Origin of the sequence: Bacillus sp. GBSW19 (genome assembly GCF_002998655.1) — a bacterium.
GTDB lineage: Bacteria > Bacillota > Bacilli > Bacillales > Bacillaceae > Bacillus.
Window position 1 is genome coordinate 766,454 of record NZ_PVRF01000001.1, and the last position, 24,067, is coordinate 790,520.

31 protein-coding genes are annotated in these 24,067 nt (G+C 39.3%); 25 read left to right on the forward strand and 6 right to left on the reverse strand.

The window, feature by feature from the left end:
- Positions 1-85: 85 nt before the first annotated feature.
- The gene (locus C6344_RS03990) at positions 86-337 is read right to left on the reverse strand and encodes a spore coat protein (protein WP_066030877.1); all 252 of its coding nucleotides are present in this window, start codon (positions 335-337) and stop codon (positions 86-88) included.
- A gap of 104 nt (positions 338-441) precedes the next feature.
- Between C6344_RS03990 and C6344_RS03995 the strand changes: the two genes are divergently transcribed.
- The 9 genes from C6344_RS03995 (at position 442) to C6344_RS04035 (ending at position 7,316) form a co-directional block, all read left to right on the forward strand.
- Entirely contained in the window at positions 442-843 is a 402-nt protein-coding gene (locus tag C6344_RS03995; RefSeq protein ID WP_060596355.1) for a YmaF family protein, read from the forward strand.
- 69 nt (positions 844-912) lie between these two features.
- The gene (gene miaA, locus C6344_RS04000; RefSeq protein ID WP_106071503.1) at positions 913-1,869 is read left to right on the forward strand and encodes a tRNA (adenosine(37)-N6)-dimethylallyltransferase MiaA; all 957 of its coding nucleotides are present in this window, start codon (positions 913-915) and stop codon (positions 1,867-1,869) included.
- Positions 1,870-1,894: 25 nt separating this feature from the next.
- Positions 1,895-2,116: an RNA chaperone Hfq gene (gene hfq / locus C6344_RS04005; protein WP_003211269.1), complete on the forward strand. Its 222-nt coding sequence runs from the start codon at positions 1,895-1,897 to the stop codon at positions 2,114-2,116.
- Between the two features lie 161 nt (positions 2,117-2,277).
- Positions 2,278-2,604, forward strand: a complete 327-nt coding sequence (locus C6344_RS04010; protein ID WP_106030919.1) for a YmzC family protein — start codon at positions 2,278-2,280, stop codon at positions 2,602-2,604.
- A 79-nt stretch (positions 2,605-2,683) separates the two neighbouring features.
- On the forward strand, positions 2,684-2,896 hold the full coding sequence (locus C6344_RS04015) for a hypothetical protein (RefSeq protein ID WP_003212415.1): 213 nt from the start codon (positions 2,684-2,686) through the stop codon (positions 2,894-2,896).
- Positions 2,897-3,161: 265 nt separating this feature from the next.
- Entirely contained in the window at positions 3,162-3,554 is a 393-nt protein-coding gene (gene nrdI, locus C6344_RS04020) for a class Ib ribonucleoside-diphosphate reductase assembly flavoprotein NrdI (RefSeq protein WP_008360380.1), read from the forward strand.
- Positions 3,514-5,616, forward strand: coding sequence for a class 1b ribonucleoside-diphosphate reductase subunit alpha (nrdE, locus tag C6344_RS04025; protein ID WP_066030874.1), 2,103 nt, complete (start codon positions 3,514-3,516; stop codon positions 5,614-5,616). The genes nrdI and nrdE overlap by 41 nt, the downstream gene beginning before the upstream one ends.
- 17 nt (positions 5,617-5,633) lie before the next feature.
- Complete coding sequence (nrdF, locus tag C6344_RS04030) at positions 5,634-6,614, forward strand: class 1b ribonucleoside-diphosphate reductase subunit beta (protein WP_024424085.1); 981 nt, start codon at positions 5,634-5,636, stop codon at positions 6,612-6,614.
- A gap of 84 nt (positions 6,615-6,698) precedes the next feature.
- Entirely contained in the window at positions 6,699-7,316 is a 618-nt protein-coding gene (locus C6344_RS04035) for a hypothetical protein (protein ID WP_066030873.1), read from the forward strand.
- A gap of 66 nt (positions 7,317-7,382) precedes the next feature.
- Here the strand turns inward: C6344_RS04035 and C6344_RS04040 are convergent, their stop codons facing one another.
- A complete protein-coding gene (locus tag C6344_RS04040; RefSeq protein ID WP_106047822.1) occupies positions 7,383-8,141 on the reverse strand; it encodes an N-acetylmuramoyl-L-alanine amidase in 759 nt (252 codons plus the stop codon).
- Positions 8,142-8,461: 320 nt separating this feature from the next.
- On the opposite strand from C6344_RS04040, the gene spoVK reads away from it, so the two are divergent.
- From spoVK to glnA, 5 genes are all read left to right on the forward strand, one after another.
- A complete protein-coding gene (gene spoVK / locus C6344_RS04045) occupies positions 8,462-9,421 on the forward strand; it encodes a stage V sporulation protein K (protein ID WP_034662129.1) in 960 nt (319 codons plus the stop codon).
- Between the two features lie 121 nt (positions 9,422-9,542).
- Positions 9,543-10,805, forward strand: a complete 1,263-nt coding sequence (gene hflX / locus C6344_RS04050) for a GTPase HflX (protein ID WP_106061490.1) — start codon at positions 9,543-9,545, stop codon at positions 10,803-10,805.
- A gap of 18 nt (positions 10,806-10,823) precedes the next feature.
- Positions 10,824-12,104, forward strand: a complete 1,281-nt coding sequence (locus C6344_RS04055) for a methionine gamma-lyase family protein (protein WP_060596370.1) — start codon at positions 10,824-10,826, stop codon at positions 12,102-12,104.
- A gap of 91 nt (positions 12,105-12,195) precedes the next feature.
- The gene (locus C6344_RS04060; RefSeq protein WP_060596372.1) at positions 12,196-12,606 is read left to right on the forward strand and encodes a MerR family transcriptional regulator; all 411 of its coding nucleotides are present in this window, start codon (positions 12,196-12,198) and stop codon (positions 12,604-12,606) included.
- A 59-nt stretch (positions 12,607-12,665) separates the two neighbouring features.
- Positions 12,666-14,000 carry a type I glutamate--ammonia ligase gene (gene glnA / locus C6344_RS04065; protein ID WP_060596374.1) on the forward strand — a complete coding sequence of 445 codons (1,335 nt, stop codon included), beginning with the start codon at positions 12,666-12,668 and terminating at the stop codon, positions 13,998-14,000.
- 110 nt (positions 14,001-14,110) lie between these two features.
- Here the strand turns inward: glnA and C6344_RS04070 are convergent, their stop codons facing one another.
- Genes C6344_RS04070 through C6344_RS04080 form a run of 3 tightly spaced genes read right to left on the reverse strand, consistent with a single transcriptional unit; the run spans position 14,111 to position 16,665 of the window.
- On the reverse strand, positions 14,111-15,265 hold the full coding sequence (locus C6344_RS04070; protein ID WP_189313002.1) for a site-specific integrase: 1,155 nt from the start codon (positions 15,263-15,265) through the stop codon (positions 14,111-14,113).
- 16 nt (positions 15,266-15,281) lie between these two features.
- Positions 15,282-16,328, reverse strand: coding sequence for an ImmA/IrrE family metallo-endopeptidase (locus C6344_RS04075; protein WP_223254309.1), 1,047 nt, complete (start codon positions 16,326-16,328; stop codon positions 15,282-15,284).
- Complete coding sequence (locus tag C6344_RS04080) at positions 16,309-16,665, reverse strand: helix-turn-helix domain-containing protein (protein ID WP_034665907.1); 357 nt, start codon at positions 16,663-16,665, stop codon at positions 16,309-16,311. Before C6344_RS04080 ends, C6344_RS04075 begins: the two co-directional genes overlap by 20 nt.
- Before the next feature lie 96 nt (positions 16,666-16,761).
- On the opposite strand from C6344_RS04080, the gene C6344_RS04085 reads away from it, so the two are divergent.
- The 4 genes from C6344_RS04085 (at position 16,762) to C6344_RS04105 (ending at position 18,501) form a co-directional block, all read left to right on the forward strand.
- The gene (locus tag C6344_RS04085; RefSeq protein ID WP_045209998.1) at positions 16,762-17,013 is read left to right on the forward strand and encodes a helix-turn-helix transcriptional regulator; all 252 of its coding nucleotides are present in this window, start codon (positions 16,762-16,764) and stop codon (positions 17,011-17,013) included.
- A gap of 102 nt (positions 17,014-17,115) precedes the next feature.
- Entirely contained in the window at positions 17,116-17,889 is a 774-nt protein-coding gene (locus tag C6344_RS18935) for a phage antirepressor KilAC domain-containing protein (protein ID WP_223254310.1), read from the forward strand.
- A 14-nt stretch (positions 17,890-17,903) separates the two neighbouring features.
- Entirely contained in the window at positions 17,904-18,215 is a 312-nt protein-coding gene (locus tag C6344_RS04100) for a MerR family transcriptional regulator (protein ID WP_106072732.1), read from the forward strand.
- Between the two features lie 40 nt (positions 18,216-18,255).
- Positions 18,256-18,501 carry a hypothetical protein gene (locus C6344_RS04105; RefSeq protein WP_106072733.1) on the forward strand — a complete coding sequence of 82 codons (246 nt, stop codon included), beginning with the start codon at positions 18,256-18,258 and terminating at the stop codon, positions 18,499-18,501.
- On the opposite strand, the gene C6344_RS04110 is transcribed toward C6344_RS04105, so the two are convergent.
- Positions 18,498-18,875 (reverse strand): DUF2513 domain-containing protein, encoded by a 378-nt coding sequence (locus C6344_RS04110; RefSeq protein ID WP_034665894.1) that lies wholly within the window; start codon positions 18,873-18,875, stop codon positions 18,498-18,500. The genes C6344_RS04105 and C6344_RS04110 overlap by 4 nt on opposite strands.
- A 62-nt stretch (positions 18,876-18,937) precedes the next feature.
- On the opposite strand from C6344_RS04110, the gene C6344_RS04115 reads away from it, so the two are divergent.
- The 7 genes from C6344_RS04115 to C6344_RS04140 are packed head-to-tail and all read left to right on the forward strand — an operon-like array spanning position 18,938 to position 24,032.
- Positions 18,938-19,213, forward strand: coding sequence for a YqaH family protein (locus C6344_RS04115; protein WP_106072734.1), 276 nt, complete (start codon positions 18,938-18,940; stop codon positions 19,211-19,213).
- Entirely contained in the window at positions 19,203-19,367 is a 165-nt protein-coding gene (locus tag C6344_RS18805) for a hypothetical protein (protein WP_189313004.1), read from the forward strand. Before C6344_RS04115 ends, C6344_RS18805 begins: the two co-directional genes overlap by 11 nt.
- Before the next feature lie 41 nt (positions 19,368-19,408).
- Positions 19,409-19,963 (forward strand): host-nuclease inhibitor Gam family protein, encoded by a 555-nt coding sequence (locus C6344_RS04120; protein ID WP_106072735.1) that lies wholly within the window; start codon positions 19,409-19,411, stop codon positions 19,961-19,963.
- A 3-nt stretch (positions 19,964-19,966) separates the two neighbouring features.
- A complete protein-coding gene (locus C6344_RS04125) occupies positions 19,967-20,905 on the forward strand; it encodes an AAA family ATPase (RefSeq protein ID WP_106072736.1) in 939 nt (312 codons plus the stop codon).
- Entirely contained in the window at positions 20,895-21,092 is a 198-nt protein-coding gene (locus C6344_RS04130; protein WP_106072737.1) for a hypothetical protein, read from the forward strand. Before C6344_RS04125 ends, C6344_RS04130 begins: the two co-directional genes overlap by 11 nt.
- A 21-nt stretch (positions 21,093-21,113) precedes the next feature.
- Entirely contained in the window at positions 21,114-21,551 is a 438-nt protein-coding gene (locus tag C6344_RS04135) for a DUF669 domain-containing protein (RefSeq protein WP_106072738.1), read from the forward strand.
- Between the two features lie 60 nt (positions 21,552-21,611).
- On the forward strand, positions 21,612-24,032 hold the full coding sequence (locus C6344_RS04140) for a phage/plasmid primase, P4 family (protein WP_106072739.1): 2,421 nt from the start codon (positions 21,612-21,614) through the stop codon (positions 24,030-24,032).
- The last annotated feature ends 35 nt before the right edge of the window (positions 24,033-24,067 follow it).

Sequence of the window (24,067 nt, forward strand, 5' to 3'; positions counted from 1 at the left end):
TCGGTAAAGTAAATGTTAACCCATCAAAAACGAGTGTGTCAATCGATTCATTTGATGAACAGATATTTTCACTAAAACGTCATATTTAATAATAAGGGTATGGTCCATATGGCGGATACGGCGGCGGATAAGGGTACCCATATCCATATCCATATCCTGGTGCAAGCAGAGACCCAGCAAGCAGACCTCCAGCAAAACCACCTAAAAATGGAGGTCCGAAGAATCCAGGTCTACCATAACCGAATCCAGGTCTCCCAAACCCAAAGCCCGGGCGTCCAAAACCAAAAGGTCTTCTCATGTCTTCTTGCATAAATGGCTGTGCGTCAAAATAATTCATAAAAAAAGGCTCCTCTCACATAAAATCACTGTAACTGACATCAGTGTATTCGAATGGCCTATATGTGTTTGGGTGAATGCCTAATATAAGGAGGAATGTTAAAAATGGGCCTGTATCCATCTGATTGGGCAAAATGCCCGCCGCATGCTCATGCCTATAAAGCACGAACGGATGTAACAGAGGAGCATTATCATTTAATAGAAGGCATTTCTCAGCCTGTCAATGGAAGCAATACAGATCAGCATACACATTTTTATCGCGGGATCACCTCTTTTGAGAGGGGGCATTTCCACAGATACTACGGCATCACAGGGCCTGCGATACCGAGAGTGGATGGTACGCACTATCACGAGATTGAGGAAGTCACGTTTTCTGCCTATAACGATTCTGTCCCTATTCCGTATGGAGGAGTCGTCTATAGTCCGGACGAAGAGCGGCCAACGCATACGCACCGTTTAAAAGGAAAAACATACGAAGTGGTCGGAAATGAACCACTCGGCTGGTGATAGGCCGTATATAGGAGAGAATGAGAAGTTATGCTATACTGTAGGCAGTTTGTAAAAGAGAGTGATGTTATGAAAAAAACGAAACAACCAGTGATTGTATTAGTAGGACCGACGGCTGTCGGCAAAACAAAACTGAGCATTCATATAGCCAAAGCATTTAATGGAGAAATTATCAGCGGTGATTCTATGCAGATTTATAAAGGAATGGACATTGGAACAGCTAAAATCACCCCTGAAGAAATGGATGGTGTCCCGCATCACTTAATTGATATTAAAGAGCCGGACGAATCCTTTTCTACAGCTGAATTTCAGCAGCTGGTCCGTTTGAAAATCAAAGAGATTGCCGCTAGAGGGAAAACACCCATGATTGTCGGCGGAACAGGTTTGTATATCCAATCTGTTTTATATGATTATACATTTACCGACGAGAAAAGTGATCCTGCTTTTAGAGAAGAAATGGCGCTGTTTGAACAGCAGCATGGCCCCCTTCAGCTGCACGAAAAGCTAAAGGCAGTAGACCCTGATGCTGCAAAAGCCATTCATCCGAATAATGTCCGCCGCGTGATCCGGGCGCTGGAAGTGATCCATACAACAGGTCAGAAAATGTCGGAGATGCAAAACGGTCATCAAGAAGTTCCTCTTTATGATACAGCCTTCATTGGGCTGAAAATGGATCGAGAGCTTTTGTACGAGCGCATTCACCAAAGAATTGATATGATGATAGATGAAGGCTTAATTGAGGAAGTGAGCGCACTTTATCAATCTGGCTTGAAGGATTGTCAATCGGTTCAAGCGATTGGTTATAAAGAGCTGTATGCGTATTTTCAAGGTGACTGCTCACTTGATGAAGCCACCCGGCAATTAAAGCAAAATTCCCGCAGATATGCGAAGCGTCAGTTCACGTGGTTTCGTAATAAAATGGATGTCACTTGGTTCGACATGACACCGCCTTGCCACTTTTCAGACAAAAAAGAGGAAATTTTCGCATATATAGCAGGAAAGCTTGAACTTAAAGCGAAACTGTAGTTATCAGAATCAAGGAGGACGAAACATGAAACCGATTAATATTCAGGACCAATTTTTGAATCAAATCCGTAAAGACAATACCTTTGTCACAGTATTCTTACTGAATGGCTTTCAGCTTCGCGGTCAAGTGAAAGGGTTTGACAATTTCACGGTGCTGCTTGAAACAGAAGGGAAGCAGCAGCTTATTTATAAACACGCCATTTCTACATTTGCACCTCAAAAGAATGTAAATCTAGAATTAGAATAGGATATGTTCGACCTAATAGCCCCATGCATCTGCGAATAAACCGGCCGGAACCCGCTACGTTTTTTGTCAGTGCAGAGGGGCTATTTTGCATGCCGTGAAACTTTTCTGTCTATTTTACGTATAATCCCTTATTGGATATGAAGAAAGGTGAGGGAAGCGATATGGAAAATGCAGAGCTTGAATTAAGAAGGATTAGAGTGATCCTTCTATTGATTGGGATTGTTGTCTTATTTGGATCGTGCGCCATTTCAAACATTGAATCGAGACAGGAAAGCTCGCATAACTATGCTAATCAAGATGATAATGGACATATAGAAGGCCTTTTACAATCAGCTGTTGCACTAAAAAATAATCACTTTGCTGTTGTGAAAGATGATGAAGTACATGTGTACCGGTTTGATGAAAAAGAGGGAGAACTGACCCTCGTTAAAACGAAGTACATAGATGAATGGGACGAGGAATATGATGATGATTCTGTTGAAGAGTAAGCACGTAAATTTACAAATGAATGTGAAGTCGCTACACTATAATCATGCATCAGACATCTAGACAGAAAAGGATGAGTTCATGACACACAAAATTAAAATTAATCACTGGGAACAAACTTGTGAAGACGACTCCTGTTTCGAATATGGAACAAGCGTTTCTGTAAATGGGAAAGAATTAGTCAGAGAAGCTTCAATCGTCTCTGCGCTTGAAGCGGTGCTAAAAGAATTAGGTGTTGAAGTGGAAATTACAGAAGTGTCAGAAGATTTACAGTGCGATGCCTACAAAAAATAAAACAAAAAGTCTAGTCTACTAAGCGATTTTTTTTCGTGTTATGATAGATTTCGGTTTCAGTTGAATAGGGAGTAGAGCAGTCTATTTTTAGATCCTGTTCTGCTCTATTTATTTGAACGTACGAGTTCGGCTATGAATGTTCGGCCGGGTTGGTTGATTTTTTTCGTTTCGAACATCTATATGTTGTGTTTTGAAAAAACATAGTATACTATATATAGTGAATAACGAAATGATCAACAATACTAAAAACTAGGTCGTGATGGAATTGATTCAAATCGTATTTGATTCAAAAACAGGAAATGTTCAACGCTTTTTGGACAAGACCCCTTTTACAGACAAACGAAAATTGACTGGAGAAGAGTTTTTGGATACGCCGTTTATTCTCGTCACCTTTACGACAGGATTTGGACAAGTCCCTAGTACCACTCAGTCCTTTTTAGAGAAAAATGCTCACCTTTTACTAGGTGTAGCGGTGAGTGGAAACAAAGTGTGGGGAGATAATTTTGCCAAAAGCGCCGATACGATTTCTAAACAATATCAAGTTCCTATTTTGCACACCTTTGAACTAAGCGGAACAAAAAGGGATGTTGAATTGTTTACACAGGAGGTAGAAAGAATTGTCACAAAATCAGGTTCCAAAGTGGATACAATTAAATAACGAGATTATGATTCAAAAAGAAGGAAAGTTTCAGTTTGATAAGGATAAAGAAGCTGTACATAGTTATTTCGTAGATTATATTAATCAAAACACGGTCTTCTTTCACAACTTAGAAGAGAAGATTGATTACTTAATAGAAAACGACTACTATGAGGAAGAATTTTTAAGACAATACAGCATGGCAGATATTAAAGAAGTATTCGAAGCTGCATATGCGAAGAAATTTAGATTCCCATCATTCATGAGTGCGTTTAAGTTTTACAACGACTATGCGCTGAAAACAAATGATAAAAAGAAAATCCTTGAACGCTATGAAGACCGCATTTCAGTTGTAGCGCTTTTCTTTGCGGGCGGAGATAAAGAAAAAGCACTTGAGTTTGTAGAACTGATGATCAATCAGGAGTACCAGCCAAGTACACCAACATTCTTAAACGCTGGACGTAAAAGACGCGGTGAGCTTGTGAGCTGTTTCTTGCTTGAAGTGAATGACTCATTAAACGATATTTCAAGAGCGATTGATATTTCAATGCAGCTTTCAAAACTAGGCGGCGGCGTCAGTTTGAACCTGTCAAAACTTCGTGCAAAAGGCGAAGCAATCAAAGATGTTGAAAACGCGACAAAAGGTGTCGTCGGCGTGATGAAGCTTCTTGATAATGCATTCAGATATGCAGATCAAATGGGACAAAGACAAGGATCAGGCAGTGCCTACCTCAATATTTTCCACAGAGATATCAATGATTTCTTAGATACAAAAAAAATCTCTGCTGATGAAGATGTTCGTGTGAAAACATTGTCCATCGGTGTTGTCATCCCGGACAAATTTATCGAGCTGGCAAGAGAAGATAAAACAGCTTACACCTTCTATCCACACACAGTCTATAAAGAATATGGACAGCATCTTGATGAGATGGACATGGAAGAAATGTATGATGAGCTTGTAGAAAACCCGGAAATCAAAAAAGAAAAAGTCAATCCGAGAAAGCTTCTTGAAAAATTGGCTGTTCTTCGCTCAGAATCAGGCTATCCATATATCATGTTCCAAGATAATGTGAATAGAGAGCATGCATTAAACCATATTTCACGAGTGAAATTCTCAAACCTTTGCTCAGAAGTGCTTCAGGCTTCAGAGGTCTCTTCTTACACGGACTATGACCAAGAAGATGAAATTGGTCTTGATATTTCTTGTAATCTTGGTTCATTAAATATCATGAATGTCATGAAAAACAAATCGATCGAAAAAACGGTCAAACTTGCAACAGACTCACTAACACTTGTGTCTGAAACAACAGACATTCGCAATGCACCGGCTGTTCGAAAAGCGAACAAGGCGATGAAATCAATCGGACTTGGCGCGATGAACCTTCACGGGTATTTGGCTCAAAACCAAATTGCCTATGAAAGTGAAGAAGCAAGAGATTTCGCGAATACGTTCTTTATGATGGTGAACTATTATTCAATTAAACGCTCAAGTGAGCTTGCAAAAGAAAAAGGAGAAACATTCCATCGTTATGAAGGCTCTGGCTATGCAACGGGTGAGTACTTCAATAAATACGTGGAGAATGATTTCACACCAAAAACAGAAAAAGCAGCAGCACTATTTGAAGGCATGCACATTCCAACAAAAGAAGACTGGGCAGCACTCAAAGACTTTGTAGCGGAAAATGGCATGTACCATAGCTACCGCTTATGTATTGCACCAACAGGTTCCATTTCTTATGTGCAATCGGCCACGGCCTCTGTTATGCCAATTATGGAACGTATCGAAGAAAGAACATACGGCAACAGCAAAACCTATTACCCGATGCCAGGTCTTTCAGCGCAGAACTGGTTCTTCTATAAAGAAGCGTACGATATGGACATGTTTAAAGTGGTCGATATGATCGCAACGATTCAGCAGCACGTCGATCAAGGAATCAGCTTTACACTATTCCTGAAAGATACGATGACAACGCGTGACTTAAACCGCATCGATCTGTATGCACACCATAAAGGCATTAAGACACTTTATTACGCAAGAACGAAGGATACAGGGCAGGAAGGCTGTCTTTCTTGTGTTGTTTGATTAAAGGAGAGTTTAACGTGACAAAAATTTATGATGCAGCCAACTGGTCAAAACACGAAGACGATTTTACACAAATGTTTTACAACCAAAATGTGAAGCAGTTCTGGCTTCCTGAAGAGATTTCCTTAAACGGGGATCTCTTAACATGGAAATATTTAGGTGAAAAAGAGCGAGATACGTACATGAAGGTACTTGCTGGCCTGACTTTACTTGATACAGAACAAGGAAATACAGGGATGCCGATTGTGGCTGAACATGTAGACGGCCATCAGCGTAAAGCGGTATTAAACTTTATGGCGATGATGGAAAATGCGGTACATGCGAAATCATACTCAAATATCTTCATGACACTCGCACCAACTGAAACGATCAGTGAAGTGTTTGAATGGGTCAAGAAAAATAAATTCTTGCAAAAGAAAGCAGATATGATTGTCAGTTTATACCGTTCGATTCAAAAGGACGATCCGATTTCCCTCTTTAAAGCAATGGTTGCTTCTGTTTATTTAGAAAGCTTCCTATTTTACAGTGGTTTTTACTACCCGCTTTATTTCTATGGACAAGGAAAGCTCATGCAAAGTGGTGAAATCATCAACTTGATTTTGCGTGATGAAGCGATTCATGGTGTATACGTTGGATTATTAGCACAAGAAATTTACAACAAACAAACACCTGACGTGCAAAAAGAGCTATACGATTTCTCAATTGACCTCTTGAACGAGCTTTATGAAAATGAACTTCATTACACGGAAGATATATATGACCAAGTCAATTTATCGCATGATGTGAAAAAGTTCATTCGTTACAATGCCAATAAAGCGTTAATGAACCTTGGATTTGCCCCTTACTTTGAAGAAGAAGAGATCAATCCAATTGTATTGAACGGACTCAATACAAAAACAAAATCGCATGACTTCTTCTCAATGAAAGGGAACGGCTACAAAAAAGCGACGGTTGAGCCGTTAAAAGATGACGACTTCTTCTTTGGAGATGAATCATAAGTAAGGCGTAAAAGTCAAAACGCATCACTCGTTTTGGCTTTTTGCCATTTCATACAATGCGTTACATACTGGAGGTTACCGAACATGGGAAAAATGGATGAAATCATACTAGTTGCACCGCGCGCACGCGTGTTCCAAAACGAAACGCTTGCGTTTAATGGTGTGAATAGTGAAGAGAAAACAATCAACACCATTATGAAAGAAATCGAAGAGCACTTCAAGCAGATGCGCAGAGGCGATGCGGAAGAAAATCCTGACTTCAAGCAGCCGATTCCTTATGTCGTGATTAAGCGTGAGGACGAAGTGTATGTATATGAAAGGCTTCAAGGCGGGGGAGAGACTCGATTGCATCATAAGTTATCTCTTGGCTTTGGTGGTCACATGAATTTTATCGAAGGAAAAAACTTTGCTGAAATTCTAAAAGAAAATACGGATCGTGAACTAGACGAGGAACTTTCTATTCAAGAAGAAGACAAACTTGAGATGAAAACCCTTGGATTAATTAATGATGATGACAACAGTGTTGGCCGTGTGCACATTGGCCTGTTATCAGCGCTTGAATTATCTTCAGGTGCTCATGTAGAAGTGAAAGAAACAGATCAAATCTCAGGAAAATGGATGAAAGCATCCGATTTGAAAAAGCCCGAATACTTCGATCGACTTGAAACATGGTCTCAATTTGTCGTGAACATTTTAGCATAAAAGAATCAATCATAAACCGGCTCAGCAGCAGACTTGAGCCGGTTTATTTCGTTATAACAGCTTCAGTTATTGGAAAACGAATGCGTCGTGACCGGCCTGTTTCAATCTTGCGACGAGGTCATCCGCATTTTGCTTTGTACGAAAAGCTCCTGCTTGCACTCGGAACATACCGCCCTCTAATACAACGAAGGCGTCAAAGCCTTTTGATTTCAGCGTGGCTGCTAATTCATCTGCATTGGCTTTCACCTTGAAAGCTCCAGCCTGTACTTTATAAAGATTACCTGCTTTTTTTTTCAGCTGAAAGGCTTTCTCTAATCCAGTGGCATGAGCGCGAGCGATGCCTTGAAGGAAGGTCGCATTGCGGAGCTTATTTGCATCAGCTGTCGTATCGATGAAACCATTCTCTGTTAAAATAGCGGGCATAGAAGTTTCTCGAAGAACGTGGAAGTTCGCTGTTTTCTTGCCGCGGTTGGCAAAATCCACCGAGCGAACAATTTCATCATGAAGGGCATTGCGATACGTGGTGGTCGGTGCTGAAACGCCAGGATACACAAAGCTTTCAAAACCTGTGCCCCCGCCTGCATTAACATGAATAGACACGAAATAGTCAGCTCCCCAGCTGTTTGCCGCATTTGTACGCTGGGACAAAGTGACGGATTGGTCAATTGAACGACTTAAGCGGACGGAAACCCCATCATATTCACTAATCATGATATCTCTCAGTAAAAGTGCGATTTGAAGTGTGATGTTTTTCTCCAAAAGTCCATTAGCAGCAGCTCCAGAATCTGTTCCTCCGTGGCCAGGATCAATAAAAATCTTCACCATCTATTCATCACCTCGTCTTTATTTTATGAGAAAATAGAAGAATTGCCTGTACAAAATGCGGAAATCATTGAGACTCTTTTCTGCATAATTTGTGATGAGAAAGCTACATTTTTCTAAGAAAAAGTAAATTGTTGGTTTGTCCGCCTAAATTGGATGAATACAATGGAAATAGCACATCATTTCCTGGGAAACCGCAGAAATCCCTACAATATTCGGTATCTCGGGTCATTTTGACAGCAAACTTGGGCTTAAGCGGGCGATTGTCACGATTACAGCTCCACCCGAATAGAATAAAGAGAGAAGAGCGAGAGGTGAATACGTTGGAGCGAGCTGTCACATATAAAAACAACGGCCAAATCAATATTATACTTAACGGACAAAAGCAAGTATTGGTTGATGCAGATTCAGAGGCAGAATACCTAGAAGCCTTACAGAAAAATGAGGCAAAACACAGCATCTTACGGGAAATAGAGCGTGAAATGAACAGCCTTGTTGGTATGGATGAAATGAAACGAAACATAAAAGAGATTTATGCTTGGATCTTTGTCAATCAAAAAAGGCAGGAACAAGGGTTAAAGGTAGGCAAACAAGCGCTTCATATGATGTTCAAAGGGAATCCAGGCACAGGGAAAACAACGGTTGCAAGGCTTGTCGGGAAGCTTTTCTTTGAAATGAATGTCCTCTCAAAGGGGCACTTAATTGAAGCGGAACGCGGAGATCTTGTCGGAGAGTACATTGGTCATACTGCGCAAAAAACAAGGGAGTTAATTAAAAAATCACTAGGCGGCATTTTGTTCATCGACGAAGCCTATTCTCTTGCCCGCGGAGGCGAAAAGGATTTTGGGAAAGAAGCGATTGATACCCTAGTAAAACATATGGAGGACAAACAGCACGAATTCATTCTCATTCTTGCTGGCTACTCCAAGGAAATGGATCATTTTCTATCATTAAACCCCGGCCTGCAATCAAGATTTCCAATCAATATCAGCTTTCCTGATTATACAGTCGATCAGCTCATGGACATTGCCAAACGAATGATGGCTGACAGAGAATATATATTTACGCAAGAAGCTGAATGGAAGCTGCGAGATTATTTAATGCACATTAAAAGCACCACAAGCCCTGCAAAATTCAGTAACGGCCGGTTTGTGCGAAACACGATTGAAAAGGCCATTCGAACTCAAGCCATGAGACTTCTGCTTGTGGATCATTATGATAAAAAAGATTTGCTCACCATTAAAAGTCACGATCTGCAAATGAAAGAGGATACGCCTACTTAAAATGGCGTATCCTTTTTATAAAGAGATACTAAAATAAACCATCCGAATAGTGGTATACGTGTGATGTGTTTGGTATGATGGTACTACTGAAAACTTAAGTACAGAAAGGAAACAACTGACGTTGAATGAACATGAAATGACAGAAAAAGCGATCCTTGTCGGCTGTCAATTGCCGCATGTCACGGATGAACGCTTTCAATACTCAATGGAAGAATTAGCTTCCTTAACCAAAACGGCTGGCGGTGAAGCTGTCAGCGTAATGACGCAGAAGAGAAATAGACAAGACAGCGCAACATATATCGGTAAAGGCAAAGTAGAAGAGCTTGAAGTGCTTTGCGAGGAATTCGAATGTGATGTCATTATTTTTAATGACGAACTGTCTCCAAGTCAGCTAAAAGCTTTGGCAACTGCCTTAGATGTGAAAATTATTGATCGTACACAATTGATTTTAGACATCTTTGCAAAAAGGGCTCGTACAAGAGAGGGGAAGCTGCAAATAGAGCTTGCCCAGCTTCAGTATGCCTTGCCGAGACTAAGCGGACAAGGGATCAGCCTCTCAAGACAAGGAGGCGGAATTGGCGCAAGAGGTCCAGGTGAAACAAAACTTGAAACAGATAGACGCCATATTCGAAACCGCATTCACGAAATTAACGGGCAATTATCTACAGTCAAAGAACACCGTACAAGATACCGGGAACGCCGGAAGAAAAATGGGGTGTTCCAAATTGCCATTGTCGGATATACGAATGCTGGAAAATCTACTTTGTTTAATCAATTAACAGAAGCAGATAGTCATGAAGAGGATCTGCTGTTTGCGACGCTTGATCCAATGACACGTAAGATGACATTAGCATCTGGCTACAGTGTGCTGATTTCAGATACTGTTGGCTTTATCCAAGACCTTCCAACAACACTGATAGCGGCATTTCGTTCCACTCTTGAAGAAGTGAAGGAAGCTGATTATTTGCTTCACGTCATCGATTCTTCTAATGAGGATTACGAAGGTCACGAACGGACGGTTCATGAGCTTTTAGAGGAATTAGAAGCAGATCGTATTCCAATGCTGACGGTTTATAACAAAGAAGATCGAATCAGACCGGATTTCATCCCATCTTCAAAGCATCGTCATCTGTTAATCAGTGCGAGACGCGAAGAAGATGTGAAGCGGTTAAAAGCGGATATCATGGCTGAACTGAAAAAAACCTTTTTAAAGCCATATCATGTGAAGATTCCAGCGTATGAAGGAAAGCTCATCTCCGCATTAAAATCAGAAACGCTCGTGGAATCACTAGAATTTCAAAAAGAAGCAGAACTTTATGACATCACCGGGTTTAGTGGTGAGGAGCAGACCATATTAGGTCAAATCAAGAAGTATATGTTGTAAGAAAGGAATTAAATCAAGATGTTTCATACATTAAAACACGGCAGTATTTTAGAAAAAGTAGCAGCAGAAACAGAACAAGACATTTTACACGTGCATCAGCAAATTGATCAAAAGAGCGAACAAAATGAGTGGCGGGTGCTTGAAAGCTACCGAAAGCATAAAGTCAGTGACTCTCACTTTAACCCGACAACTGGATATGGCTACGATGATATGGGAAGAGACACGTTAGAAAAGATCTACGCGGATGTCTTCGGAGGAGAAAGCGGCCTTGTGCGTCCGCAGATCATTTCCGGCACACATGCGATTTCCATTGCGTTATTTGGTGTGCTGAGACCTGGCGATGAATTGATCTATATGACAGGAAAACCATACGATACGCTAGAAGAAATTGTAGGGATTCGCGGCAAAGAAGGGACAGGCTCATTAAAAGATTTCCAGATTGATTACAAGGCCATTGATTTAAGGCTAGATGGATCAGTCGATTATGACAAAGTAAAAGAGTCGATCTCCTCGAAAACAAAAGTCATCGGCATTCAGCGTTCGAAAGGCTATGCTTCAAGACCCTCCTTTACAATAGAAGAAATCGAGCAAATGATCTCATTTGTAAAAGAGATCAATGAAGAAATCATTGTGTTTGTGGACAACTGTTATGGTGAATTTACTGAATTACAAGAACCATGTCATGTGGGAGCGGATCTTATGGCAGGTTCTCTCATTAAAAACCCAGGCGGCGGCCTTGCCAAAACAGGCGGCTACATCGTTGGAAAAGAAAAATGGGTAGAAGCTTGCTCTTATCGAATGACATCTCCGGGCATCGGCAGTGAAGCGGGTGCATCGCTGTATGCGCTCCAGGAAATGTATCAAGGATTTTTCTTAGCACCGCATGTTGTGGCGCAAAGCTTAAAGGGCGCAGTGTTCACGGCTCGTTTTCTTGAGAAGCTCGGGTTCCAAACGAACCCAGCGTGGAATGCGAAAAGAACGGATTTGATTCAATCCGTCGAATTTGGCGATCCTAACAAAATGATTGCGTTCTGCCAGGCGATTCAATATGCATCTCCGATCAACAGTCACGTCACACCGCATGCGAGCTATATGCCGGGCTACGAGGATGATGTCATCATGGCAGCGGGCACCTTCGTCCAAGGAGCTAGCATCGAATTGTCAGCCGATGGACCGATCAGACCGCCTTATACAGCCTACGTTCAAGGCGGACTCACGTATGCCCATGTGAAAAATGCGATTTGCAGTGCTGTAGATGCCTTATTGGAACAAGGTTTTATCGACATACCTGCTCAATAAAAAAACCCATGTTAATATTCCTAACATAGTGTTGACACATAATATAACATGACATATAATAAATTTAAGCAAAGAGGAGGAGACAGTTGAGATGAGTGATAACATTCGCCGCTCAATGCCTTTATTCCCAATTGGGATTGTCATGCAGCTAACAGAATTATCTGCAAGGCAAATTCGCTATTATGAGGAAAATGGATTAGTATTTCCAGCAAGAAGTGATGGGAATCGCCGATTATTTTCTTTCCATGATGTTGATAAATTACTAGAAATTAAAAACCTCATCGAACAAGGTGTAAACATGGCAGGAATCAAAAAACTTTTTGCCAAAGCTGAGGCAGAACATCCAGCGTCTAATACAAAGGCCGAGGAGAAAACCACAGCCAAGCACAACTTGACAGATGATGAACTCAGGAAGCTACTGAAGAAAGAACTCATTCAGGCTGGACGTTTCCAACAAGGAACGACCTTTAGGCAGGGGGATATGTCAAGGTTCTTCCGTTAACCAATTAGCAAAAGCATTGCTATACAATTTTACCTTTTGTAGGGGAGGAGTTTTACGAAATGGCAAAATACACAAGAGAAGATATCGTAAAATTAGTAAATGAGGAAAACGTAAAGTACATTCGTCTGCAATTTACAGACATTCTCGGAACGATTAAAAATGTTGAAATTCCTGTGAGCCAGTTAGAAAAAGCTCTCGATAACAAATGTATGTTTGACGGTTCATCTATTGAAGGCTTCGTACGTATTGAAGAATCAGATATGTATCTATACCCAGATCTCAACACATTTGTTATTTTCCCTTGGACAGCAGAAAAAGGTAAAGTTGCACGCTTTATTTGTGACATTTACAAGCCGGACGGGACGCCATTTGATGGAGACCCACGTAATAACTTAAAGCGTGTCTTAAAGGAAATGGAAGAACTAGGATTTAGTGATTTCAACCTTGGACCTGAGCCAGAATTCTTCTTATTTAAATTAGATGAAAAAGGCGAGCCAACGCTTGAACTAAACGATAAAGGTGGATACTTTGACCTTGCACCAACAGATCTAGGCGAAAACTGCCGCCGTGATATCGTGCTTGAGCTTGAAGAAATGGGCTTTGAAATTGAAGCGTCTCACCATGAAGTAGCACCTGGACAGCATGAAATTGATTTCAAATATGCAGGCGCCATCCGTTCTTGTGATGACATTCAAACGTTCAAACTCGTTGTCAAAACGATTGCGAGAAAGCACGGTCTTCATGCGACATTCATGCCAAAACCATTGTTCGGTGTAAACGGTTCTGGTATGCACTGTAACCTATCATTATTTAAAAATGGCAAAAACGCATTCTTTGATGAAAAAGCAGATTTACAATTAAGCGAGACTGCTAGACACTTTATCGCAGGTATCGTCAAGCACGCAACAAGCTTCACAGCGGTCACAAACCCAACGGTTAACTCTTACAAGCGTCTTGTACCTGGTTATGAAGCACCTTGCTACGTTGCATGGAGTGCACAAAACCGCAGTCCATTGATCCGTATCCCTGCATCACGCGGCATCAGCACACGTGTAGAAGTGCGCAGCGTAGACCCGTCTGCAAACCCATACCTTGCACTAAGCGTATTACTTGCAGCAGGTCTAGACGGAATCAAAAACAAATTGGACGCACCAGCACCAATCGACAGAAACATTTATGTCATGGACAAAGAAGAGCGCCTTGAAAACGGCATCTCTGACCTACCTGCAACACTTGCAGAAGCACTTGAGTTGCTCAAATCAAACGAAGTCATGATCAACGCACTAGGCGATCACCTATTCGAACACTTCATCGAATCAAAAGAAATCGAATGGGATATGTTCCGCACCCAAGTTCACCCATGGGAACGCGATCAGTATATGTCTCAGTATTAATAAAGAAAACCCCTTGGAGCCAATGGTTTCAGGGGGTTTTATTTTGGTCAAAAAATGAACGGAACAATATTTTTGGTCCTTGACCAAAATATGACCAAAAAAATTTGAAGTTATGAATTTAACTCCACAATTGATGAGACGTAATTCTCGTAATCCTTAATTCGATTTTGGTCAAGTTTCTTACTAATGTGTGAATAAACATCTGCTGTCACCATCATGCTTTTGTGACCTAATCGTTCTTGGATGTATTTCATGTCAGCTCCTGACTCTAAAAGGAGAACAGCATGTGTATGGCGTAAAGCATGAATTGGCATTTTATCAATATTAGATCTTTTTAAGATACGATTAAAAGCATTAAAAAGAGTTGACTTTGGCAGAAAGTTTCCGTCAACTCTGCAAAACACCAAATTGAGATCATGCTTATAATTATCCTGTAACATTTGTTTGTTTTCAAATTGCCACTTCTTATGTTTTTGCAAAGCAGCGGAGAGGGAAGAGCTAATTAATATTCTTCGTTTGGATTCATATGTTTTAGTTTCTCCAAATAGTTCCTCAGATGATTTTGCAGAGAAATCTAAGGTGTTAGTAATGTCTATGTAATTTTCTCTTAGATTAATATTTGTCCATTGTAGAGCAGCAGCTTCACCTTTACGCATACCGGTTTCTATGAGTGATCTAAAAAAGATATAGTAAATATAGTTGTATTTATATGCTTCCTGAAGAAATTTTGGAATATCCTCAGAAAGCATATATTCCAGAACGTTTTTTTTCTTGCTATTTTTATTAGACACAGTTGCCCCATAGCAAGGGTTTTTTGTGAGTTTACCTATAATGACAGCCTTGCTGAAAGCATTAAACATCGTACCGTGTATGATTTCCACAGTACGCTTGCTATAACCTTGACAGGTTAAATAGTTTAAGAATTTTTGATACATAATCGGCTTAATATCTATAATTTTGATATTTTTGAAGTAGGGAAGGATATGATTCATGATGTTTCGTTCGTGGAGTTCATATGTGTTCTTTCTAACGGTGTCTTTTTTGTATTCATGTAGCCAATTGATCAGAAAATTTTCGAGTGATATGGTGCTCGTGTCCAACTCTAATCCTGCTGCTATTTGCTTTTCTTGTTCTGTTGCAGCTTGCTGAGCTTCTTTTTTTGTTTTAAAACCACTTTTTGATTTTACTTTGTATTTGAGTGTGAAAGGATCCTTAAAGGAAATACGATATTCCCACTTGTCTCCTCTCTTTCTGAATGTGGCCATTATTTCACCTCAGTTATTAAAATGGGATCTCATCTACTTGCTGTTGGGTATTCTCTTCTTTCCAATATTCCAATATATCATTTAAGTAGTATGTAGAGGTACAACCGCAATTATGACAAAAACGAGCATTTCCTTCCAGAAGAGTGCCGCAACCTTCTAATTTATGCCATGAGATACGTGGATCATGCTTTTCCTCTACTGAAATACCAGTGCATTTGTTGACTAAATATGTACCACAAATATGGCAGTATTCACCGTGTAAATCTTGATTATTACAAGTTGGGCAATTTAATGCTCTACCGTTATCGTCTAAAATAAAGCTAGCAAATTCCATATTTTTTTCCTCCCCTTGGATTAAATGAGTACTTCCGCATACTTTGCAAAACTGTGCATGTTCTTGTATAAAAAAACATGCACAGTTCAAACATGTTTTTCCATACTTATACTTTTGGATTGTTCTATTGAATAACTTATGAATTGTTGTATTCCTAGAGTAAATTATTCCTTTTTTTAAACCGTTATTAAAAAAGTCTAAAATATTTTTAGCTGCTTCTAATGAAATGTTGAAAATATCAGAGACTACATTAGGATTGGTTGGTCTTAATTCGTACATCAGGCTTTGTGGAGCCAATAGATTTCTTGCGAAACAGTTAGCTTCTTTTTCAAAAACATCGTATTCATCTGAAGTTAAGGAATTTCGGTTAAAAATAGTTTTATTTGTTATTTCATTATGTTTTAGAATAAAATGTCCGATTTCGTGAGCTATAGTCCATCGTACTCTTCCTTTATTTTCTATTCTGTCGTTATAAAAAATTACATATGAACCCTTCGATTTTCTATACCAACAGCATCCTTCGTCACTCTCAAAATGTTCGCAGGTTTCTTCTATAGTAAGATTATGTGTAGAGGCATACCAAGAATACGTTTTTATTTTTAGATTAGGAATATGTTTCACAAGAGATTTAACTTTTATTGGTAATGTTGTGACTTTATTCTGTTCTAACAGATTGTACGCTGCGTATTCTGCTTTTTTAAAATTAGGTTTAGAGATCATCGTCATCATCGTCATCGTCATCAAAAGCTTTATCGAAAGTAATTTTCATGATGTCCAACATTTTCTTTCTGTCTTTAGGAGACAGGTTTTTGGCAGCGCGTTGAATAGTTCTGAAATCTTCGTCTAATTCTTCATCTTCAATATTAGATAACCCTAATAAATAATCAGTGTTTGTATTTAGTACCTGGGCTATTTTAGTAAGTACGTCTCCAGGGATATTGGTTATTTTTCCACGTTCATAATGGGAAATATTGACCCTGTTCATACTAAGCTTTTCTGCTAGTTCATCTTGAGATAACCCTTTTTGCACTCGCAATTGTTTAATTCTAATCCCAGGATGTGACATGTAATGCACCTCCAAAAAATAAAAATTATTAACAACCTCTTGCGTAATTATAAATTACATGTTACTATCAATTACGTAAGGGGGTGTTACATAAACATGACTTCTAAAACTGAACGTAAAATTCGAGAAACTTTTAAATCTTTACGTACTCAAAAAGGAACACAACGGGAAGTGGCAAGTAAATTGGGCGTTACTGAAACCACAGTCCGAAATATTGAAAATGGACATACAGACCCTGGGTTAGAGCTAGTTTTTGGATTTGCAGTATATTTTGATGTTCCTATTCAAGAACTATGGCCAGATCTGTTAGAAAGAGGACGTAAAAGATTATCAAATCTTACAATGTAATTATAAACCGTAATTATTGATTACGCAAATGTTTTTTATGCAACATGGCTTTTTTTTACACTCTTATGTAAGTGTCAATTACTTTGGAGGTGGGAGTAAAAAATGGATTTATCAATATTGGTTAAAAACAATCAAAGAGTCTTAACTACAGCACAAATAGCTAAAGCTTATGGAACGAGTCATAGAAGAATATCTGAAAATTTCAATTCAAATAAACAGCGTTACAAAGAAGGGAAGCACTTTTTCTTACTTCAAGGAAACGAGTTAAAGTCATTTGGACAGCAATACGGAAATACCGTATCAGTCGAAAGAGTATCTAAATTATACCTTTGGACAGAAAAAGGTGCTTGGCTACATGCAAAGTCTTTAAATTCTAACCAAGCTTGGGATGCTTATGAAATTCTTGTAGATGATTATTATTCTTTGAAAGATATATATAGACTTCCAACTAGTTATAAAGAAGCTTTGTTGCAATTAGTCAGTCAAGTTGAGAAAAATGAACAACTAGAAACACAAAACTTAATTCTTTTACAACAGGTTAATGAATGTCAGCCCAAAGCTTCTTATTACGATATGGTTCTGCAAAACAAGTCACTTCTATCAGTATCCAAAATCGCCAAGGACTATGGTATGAGTGCCATAAAATTGAACAAGTTGCTTCATGAATTAGGCGTGCAGTACAAGCAGGGTGACATATGGCTCTTGTATGCAAAGCATCAAGATAAGGGGTACACACAAACTCATACTCACGTTATTGATGCTGAAAAATCTAAAGTACAAACAAAGTGGACTCAAAAAGGAAGATTGTTCATTTACGAACTTTTAAAGCAACAAAGCATTCTGCCAATAATTGAACGAGAAGAGCGTGCTTCGTAAGGGGGAAACAAGAATTGTTTGAATTAACAATGAAAGCAGATTCTGATTCATTTAGAAATAATCTCTACGATTTGCTTCAGGAAGTTGCTGCTTCAATTATAGAAGACCATAAACAAGAAAATGAACTTCCTTATATGATCAGTAAAGCTCAGCTAGCTAAACATATATTTAATGTCAGTTCTCAAACGCTTGATGTTCACGTGATTAATAGACCAGACTTTCCAAAGTTTAAAGTTGGCGAAAGAATATTGTTTCCACGAGACATGGTGCTTGATTGGATTAAAAAGCATATTGAGGTCGTTGAAAAAATCAAACTAAACAATTAAAGGGAGAGAAGGAAATTGTAGATCAAAAGGAGGTGACGAAATGAGCGACAAACTAAATAAAACAACCTCTGCAGCAACAGAGGTTGAGTCTAAACTTTTTCGACGTATTGGTATTTCTAGTTATGGAATTAAACAGCAAAGAATCAGTGAAAATCCAACTGATAATCTAAAAAGCACACTGAGTGTTGAATTCTTATTTATCAGTCAGAATTCAGGTGTTGAGAAATTCGATAAGTTTTTGAAAGACTTAGTCCTATTCATTGAAGAACAGAACAAGCAAACCTAGAGACCAATTCTAGACTTAATAAACGCAGCTGCGACTTGAGACACAGTAGGTAATGACACACTAGCGAGTTGGGAAATTTTTGCTTTAGTGTCTTTCCAAATACCATCGTCTCTAATGTTGTCCAAAAATTCATGTCCGGAGAATGAAATAGACGAGACGATAATATCCCAAATTTCATTACCGCCTCTTTGGATAGAGCCGATAAGATATTCGGTCTCAATTAGTTTAGTAACACAGTAAATTGTTTCATCTTGACCAAACTTGTCTGCGATTTTAGAAGATTTGATATCGCTTAAACAGATATCATCATTGAGACCTAGCTTTTCTTCAAATTCAAGCATTAGCAATCTAACACAATCATGATTCAGTTTCATAGTTTCACCCCCTATCTAAACAGATAGGGACATTATACCAATGATTGGAAAGAAGGAGAAATATGGATCTAAATCAATTTTTAAAAGCTGACCGTGAAAAGGCAGCAAGGTTGATTAAATCACTTCACTTTCTTGTTGATGAGTTACTAACCGATGCTATCACAGATCATGATTTTGAAGGATGTATAGAGATTGCAAGATCAATTGTTTCAAATCGCGAGGAACTTAAACGAATGCATCACCCTGAACAAGTTGTGCAGCTGCATGATATTGCGACTCAATTTTTAAGTAAAGGTGTAGATGTCTCAACTGTTAAGAGGTCAATACATGAATCTTGAGCATCCAGTCATTACTGAAATACTTCGCAATGGATATCCGAAAGAATATCAACAGTATGATCAAGAGCATGGCGATGACATCGAGGAAGAAGATGAACAAAAAAGCCCACACTGCAATGTGGACTTAAAAAAACAAAAGCAAGTTCCATTTTAAATGGAACCTTTAACAAAATCAATTAGAGGAAGGTGTCTCATTTGAATCCATTACAGGATTTTGAACTAAATGAAATTAATAATGGCGAACTGCCGGGAGACCGTCCACAGTTTGAAATTACTGATATGAACAGCCTTAATTGGGCTTTCCGGAAAATAGCTGCTCTCAAGTCGCAAGAAAAGGAAATCAAAGCGCTGGCAGCAACAGAAAAGCAACGTATTGAAGAATGGGAAAGGCAGGAGCTTAAGCCTTTAAGTGACAGTCTTTCATTCTTTGAAAACCTAGTTAGCGTCTATCATACAAAGCAGTTGCAAGAAGACCCGAAGGCAAAAACACTTTCCACACCTTATGGGAAATCTAAAAGCCGGACAACCAAAGCATCGCCTAAAGAAGTGGACAAGGAAAAACTTCTGCATCATGTGAAAGATGCTGATATGACTGAATTTATAAAAGAGTCTGTGGCATGGGGTGATTTTAAAAAGACACTGACTGTCACTGAGCTTGATGGGAAACCGATCGTAATTGATTTAAATGGACAAGCTGTTCCAGGCGTAGAAGTGCAACCGGAAACAGTCAACTTCAAAGTGGAGGTATAAGCCATGTTTCAAGTAACAGACGCACAGCGTGAAAAGGAAAAAGCAATTGTTGGATTTATAGGTCCGAGTGGTTCCGGTAAAACAGCCGGAGCGCTGCTAGTAGCTTACGGAATGATGCGGGAAGCATATCCGAAAGCAAGTGATGAGGAAATTTGGTCAAAGATCGGTGTCGTTGATACCGAGCACCGTCGAGCGAAGTTATACGCAAATTTACAATTTGATGAAATTCGTATAGGCAGCTTTAAACATATTGATTTTACGCCGCCTTATACAACAGAACGTTATCAAATGGCCGTTGAAGCAATTAAGAACGAAGGGGCCGAGGTGGTTGTAATTGATTCACTTTCCCACAACTGGCAGGGGGAAGGTGGAATTGTTGAAACACACGGCAGCATGTCCGGCAACTCTTTTCAAAACTGGGGTAAACTTGCGCCGGAAACAACAAAGCTAATCAAAACATTGACGCAAAATAATGTTCATATCCTGGCAACAATGAGAACAAAAACGGAATATGTTGTCGAAGCCGATAATAACGGGAAAATGGCACCTCGTAAGGTTGGGACCAAGCCAGTACAAAAAGAAGAAATGGAATATGAATTTATGCTTAATTTCACTATTAGCATTGATCATATGGCTGAAACGTCTAAGGATAATACACGCATGTTTGAGGGTTCTTCCTTAAAGTTAAATCCCGATGTTGGCCGTAAACTTTATCAATGGTTAGAGCTTGGAATTGATGTAAAAGCAGAAGAAGAAACCGAAAGAATCGGCTTAATTACACATATTAAAACTTTAATTGAAGATAACGAAGAGGCAGCTCAAATGATTGAGGAATTTCAGATTAAAGCAAATAAGAAACTTGATCAATGGAATGTCAAACTTGCTAATGCTGCAATTGAAAGATTAAACGGCGTCTTGGGAGGTGATCAAGTTGAAAAATGATACAAAGCTCGAGACGATTCGAGAACGTGCAGACATAACAGATGTGCCCTGGTTAATTTCAGAAATAGATAGATTAAACAGTGGCATAGACAACGTGATTTATGATTTGAGAAATGAAGACACCACCGATCCATATGTATTGGACCAAGTAACTCAAAATCTTGTAACCGTTCTGAACGGTAAATAAAAAAATTTGGAGGAATTAAATATGTTTACAGTAGACCACAGCAAAGGCGATACATTTGAACCAATTAAACCAGGAGAATATGAAGTAACAGTGATGCATTTTGAAGAAAAAACAGCAGCGTCAGGCAATAAGCGACTTGTCGTAGATTATGAAATTCGTTCGGATGTTGAACAGCCATGTCAGGGGCAGAAAATTCTATATGATAACTTCACGGTTACAGAAAACGCTATGTGGAGATTTCACCAGGCATCAAAAGCCGCAGGTTTTCCAAACGGCATGAAATTTAAGGATCATCTTGAATGGGCGAATGCTTTCTTAAATAAACCAGTTCGTCTTGTTGTCGGAGAAAGAGAGCATAACGGGAAAAAGTATCCCGAAGTAAAAGCGTTTAAGTCGTCCGAAGCGTCGGCCCCGAATGATGACCCAATCAATATCAGTGACGACGATGTACCTTTTTGATCATAGAAAACACAATTGAGGGAGTGTATAGCTCCCTCGTCTTTAAAGGGGAGTTATTACATGTACGAATTTAAGAACATACCGCAAGAGCTCAAAAACGCCCCTCAATGGATATTATGGCGTTCCGAAGAACGTGACGGTAAGAAAACAAAAGTACCGTATCAGATTGACGGCAGCATGGCACAATCAAGTAATAAAAGAACCTGGTCAACATTTCCGACCATTTTAAAATTTTATAATAATCGAGACTACGACGGCATCGGCTTCATGTTTTCAAAAGATGATCCGTTTATAGGCATAGATATTGACCATTGTGTCGAGGATGGGGTTTTGTCGCCATTCGCTCAAGAAATTGTTGATAGTGTAGGCAGCTATACCGAATTTTCACCAAGTGGAGAAGGTGTCCACATTATTGCAAAAGGTAAGATACCGTTGCGGGGACAGGGAACAGGTAGAAAGAATCCCGAACTAGGATTAGAAGTATATAGACACGGTCGCTATTTTACCTTTACTGGAAACAGTCTAGGTATTGGAGCCATTGAAGAACGAACGGACAGGCTCAAGGAGCTCTTTAATAAATATTTGAAGGACAAAAAAGAAGAAACAAAAGCATCTAGCCCGCCTGCTGATTCATCCCGTGATATAAACAATCTTTCTAATAAAGAAATATGGGAAAGGATGTTTAACAGCAAGAACGGGAAGAGCATTCAGGATTTGTTTAACGGTCATTTGATTAACGAGGATCATTCTGCTACAGATATGGCCTTGTGTAACCATCTGGCGTTTTGGACCGATAAAGACACCTCAAAAATGGATTCGATGTTTCGGGAATCGGGCTTGTATCGCGAGAAATGGAATCGGCAACATTCATCCGATGGCGCTACATATGGAGAAATGACCATTGCCGCTGCCGTTTATTCTACTCATAAAACAATTTCTGATTTGATGGAAGAACATCAAGAGCAACCGTACGAGGTATATATTTCCCGTCCTCATAATTCTCAAGTTGAGGATACCGAAGAAATTATTGATACTCCGCCTGTGTTTCATTTAACCGAACTGGGTAATGCTGAACGTATCGCCTATTATCATGGAAAGAATATCCGATATTGTAACGAGCTTGAATGGCTGATTTGGGACGGAAAGCGATGGGAAGAAGATAGCAAACGTAAAATTGAAGCCATTACCGCTAAGACGTTGCGGGCACTGTATGGAGAGGCTGAGGCCGCAGAAGACAAAATTCGAAAAAAGCAGCTTTATGATTGGGCAAAGAAATGTGAAAGGCGTTCAATTCGAATAAATAGCATACTGGATGTGCGACCGATGGTATCGGTTAAGAAAAAAGATTTTGATAGCTTTAAGTTTCTTTTCAATTGCGATAATGGAGTCATTAACCTTAAAACAGGAGAGTTGAGACCACATGATAGAAATTTGCTGCTAACAAAAATGTCACACATCCCTTATGAAAAAGATGCTGATTGTCCAAACTGGATCAATTTTCTTGAGAGTATCTTTCTTACAACAGCCGGAGATCCCGATCATGAATTAATAGAATATCTACAGAAGGCAATTGGTTATTCACTAACAGGTGTTACAAAGGAACAAATTATGTTCTTCCTTTTCGGAAATGGTCGGAATGGTAAATCAACTTTTATTAATGTGATTCAGGATATTCTTGGAGATTACGCCCGTCAGACGAACAGTGATACTTTCTTGAAGAAGAAAAATGAATCAGGAATCAACAATGATGTAGCTCGTCTGGATGGTGCGCGATTTGTTTCGGCTGTCGAGAGTGAAGAGGGCCAGCAGCTGTCAGAGGCACTTGTAAAGCAAATAACTGGTGGAGAGAAAATGTCTGCTCGTTTTCTCCGCCAAGAATACTTTGAATTTACACCGGAATTTAAAGTGTTTTTTACGACAAACCATAAGCCAATTATCAAAGGCGGCGACAATGGGATTTGGCGCAGAATTAAACTGGTTCCTTTTACAGTAACTATACCGGAAGAGAAGATTGATGCTGATCTTCCTGAAAAATTAAAAAGAGAAATGCCGGGAATACTCCGATGGATTGTGGACGGATGCTTGAAGTGGCAGAAGGAAGGATTGAAAGATCCAAAAGCGATTAGAAATGCTACACAAGGTTATCGTGAAGACATGGATATTTTAGGACCTTTCTTAAATGAAAATTGTACTATACATGAGGATGCCAGTATAGAAGCTAAAATCCTATACGAAAACTATAAAAAATGGTGTTTTCAGAATGATGAAATAGACTTGAAGAATCGTTCCTTTTATCGCCAGTTAGAAGTAAGGGGCTTTAAAAAAGAAAATGGAGCAAAAAATAAAGTTTATTTTAAAGGTCTTACTTTAAATCAGTACGCTGGACATAATTTACTTTCAGGGGTTAATGAAGAAGCTAAAGGGGTTAATAAAGTTAATCAGCCAAAAGAAGATAAAGCAGCTATTAGAAAAAAGCTATGAAACCTTATATAACAAAGCATTTCCAAAGATTTATA

What these genes read in the sequence shown, in the direction of transcription:
- C6344_RS03990 (WP_066030877.1), bottom strand. Translation starts at nt 337, where the DNA reads ATGAATTATTTTGACGCACAGCCATTTATGCAAGAAGACATGAGAAGA.
- C6344_RS03995 (WP_060596355.1), top strand. Translation starts at nt 442, where the DNA reads ATGGGCCTGTATCCATCTGATTGGGCAAAATGCCCGCCGCATGCTCAT.
- miaA (WP_106071503.1), top strand. Translation starts at nt 913, where the DNA reads ATGAAAAAAACGAAACAACCAGTGATTGTATTAGTAGGACCGACGGCT.
- hfq (WP_003211269.1), top strand. Translation starts at nt 1,895, where the DNA reads ATGAAACCGATTAATATTCAGGACCAATTTTTGAATCAAATCCGTAAA.
- C6344_RS04010 (WP_106030919.1), top strand. Translation starts at nt 2,278, where the DNA reads ATGGAAAATGCAGAGCTTGAATTAAGAAGGATTAGAGTGATCCTTCTA.
- C6344_RS04015 (WP_003212415.1), top strand. Translation starts at nt 2,684, where the DNA reads ATGACACACAAAATTAAAATTAATCACTGGGAACAAACTTGTGAAGAC.
- C6344_RS04035 (WP_066030873.1), top strand. Translation starts at nt 6,699, where the DNA reads ATGGGAAAAATGGATGAAATCATACTAGTTGCACCGCGCGCACGCGTG.
- C6344_RS04040 (WP_106047822.1), bottom strand. Translation starts at nt 8,141, where the DNA reads ATGGTGAAGATTTTTATTGATCCTGGCCACGGAGGAACAGATTCTGGA.
- C6344_RS04055 (WP_060596370.1), top strand. Translation starts at nt 10,824, where the DNA reads ATGTTTCATACATTAAAACACGGCAGTATTTTAGAAAAAGTAGCAGCA.
- C6344_RS04060 (WP_060596372.1), top strand. Translation starts at nt 12,196, where the DNA reads ATGAGTGATAACATTCGCCGCTCAATGCCTTTATTCCCAATTGGGATT.
- glnA (WP_060596374.1), top strand. Translation starts at nt 12,666, where the DNA reads ATGGCAAAATACACAAGAGAAGATATCGTAAAATTAGTAAATGAGGAA.
- C6344_RS04070 (WP_189313002.1), bottom strand. Translation starts at nt 15,265, where the DNA reads ATGGCCACATTCAGAAAGAGAGGAGACAAGTGGGAATATCGTATTTCC.
- C6344_RS04075 (WP_223254309.1), bottom strand. Translation starts at nt 16,328, where the DNA reads ATGATGACGATGATCTCTAAACCTAATTTTAAAAAAGCAGAATACGCA.
- C6344_RS04080 (WP_034665907.1), bottom strand. Translation starts at nt 16,665, where the DNA reads ATGTCACATCCTGGGATTAGAATTAAACAATTGCGAGTGCAAAAAGGG.
- C6344_RS04085 (WP_045209998.1), top strand. Translation starts at nt 16,762, where the DNA reads ATGACTTCTAAAACTGAACGTAAAATTCGAGAAACTTTTAAATCTTTA.
- C6344_RS18935 (WP_223254310.1), top strand. Translation starts at nt 17,116, where the DNA reads ATGGATTTATCAATATTGGTTAAAAACAATCAAAGAGTCTTAACTACA.
- C6344_RS04105 (WP_106072733.1), top strand. Translation starts at nt 18,256, where the DNA reads ATGAGCGACAAACTAAATAAAACAACCTCTGCAGCAACAGAGGTTGAG.
- C6344_RS04110 (WP_034665894.1), bottom strand. Translation starts at nt 18,875, where the DNA reads ATGAAACTGAATCATGATTGTGTTAGATTGCTAATGCTTGAATTTGAA.
- C6344_RS04115 (WP_106072734.1), top strand. Translation starts at nt 18,938, where the DNA reads ATGGATCTAAATCAATTTTTAAAAGCTGACCGTGAAAAGGCAGCAAGG.
- C6344_RS18805 (WP_189313004.1), top strand. Translation starts at nt 19,203, where the DNA reads ATGAATCTTGAGCATCCAGTCATTACTGAAATACTTCGCAATGGATAT.
- C6344_RS04125 (WP_106072736.1), top strand. Translation starts at nt 19,967, where the DNA reads ATGTTTCAAGTAACAGACGCACAGCGTGAAAAGGAAAAAGCAATTGTT.
- C6344_RS04135 (WP_106072738.1), top strand. Translation starts at nt 21,114, where the DNA reads ATGTTTACAGTAGACCACAGCAAAGGCGATACATTTGAACCAATTAAA.
- C6344_RS04140 (WP_106072739.1), top strand. Translation starts at nt 21,612, where the DNA reads ATGTACGAATTTAAGAACATACCGCAAGAGCTCAAAAACGCCCCTCAA.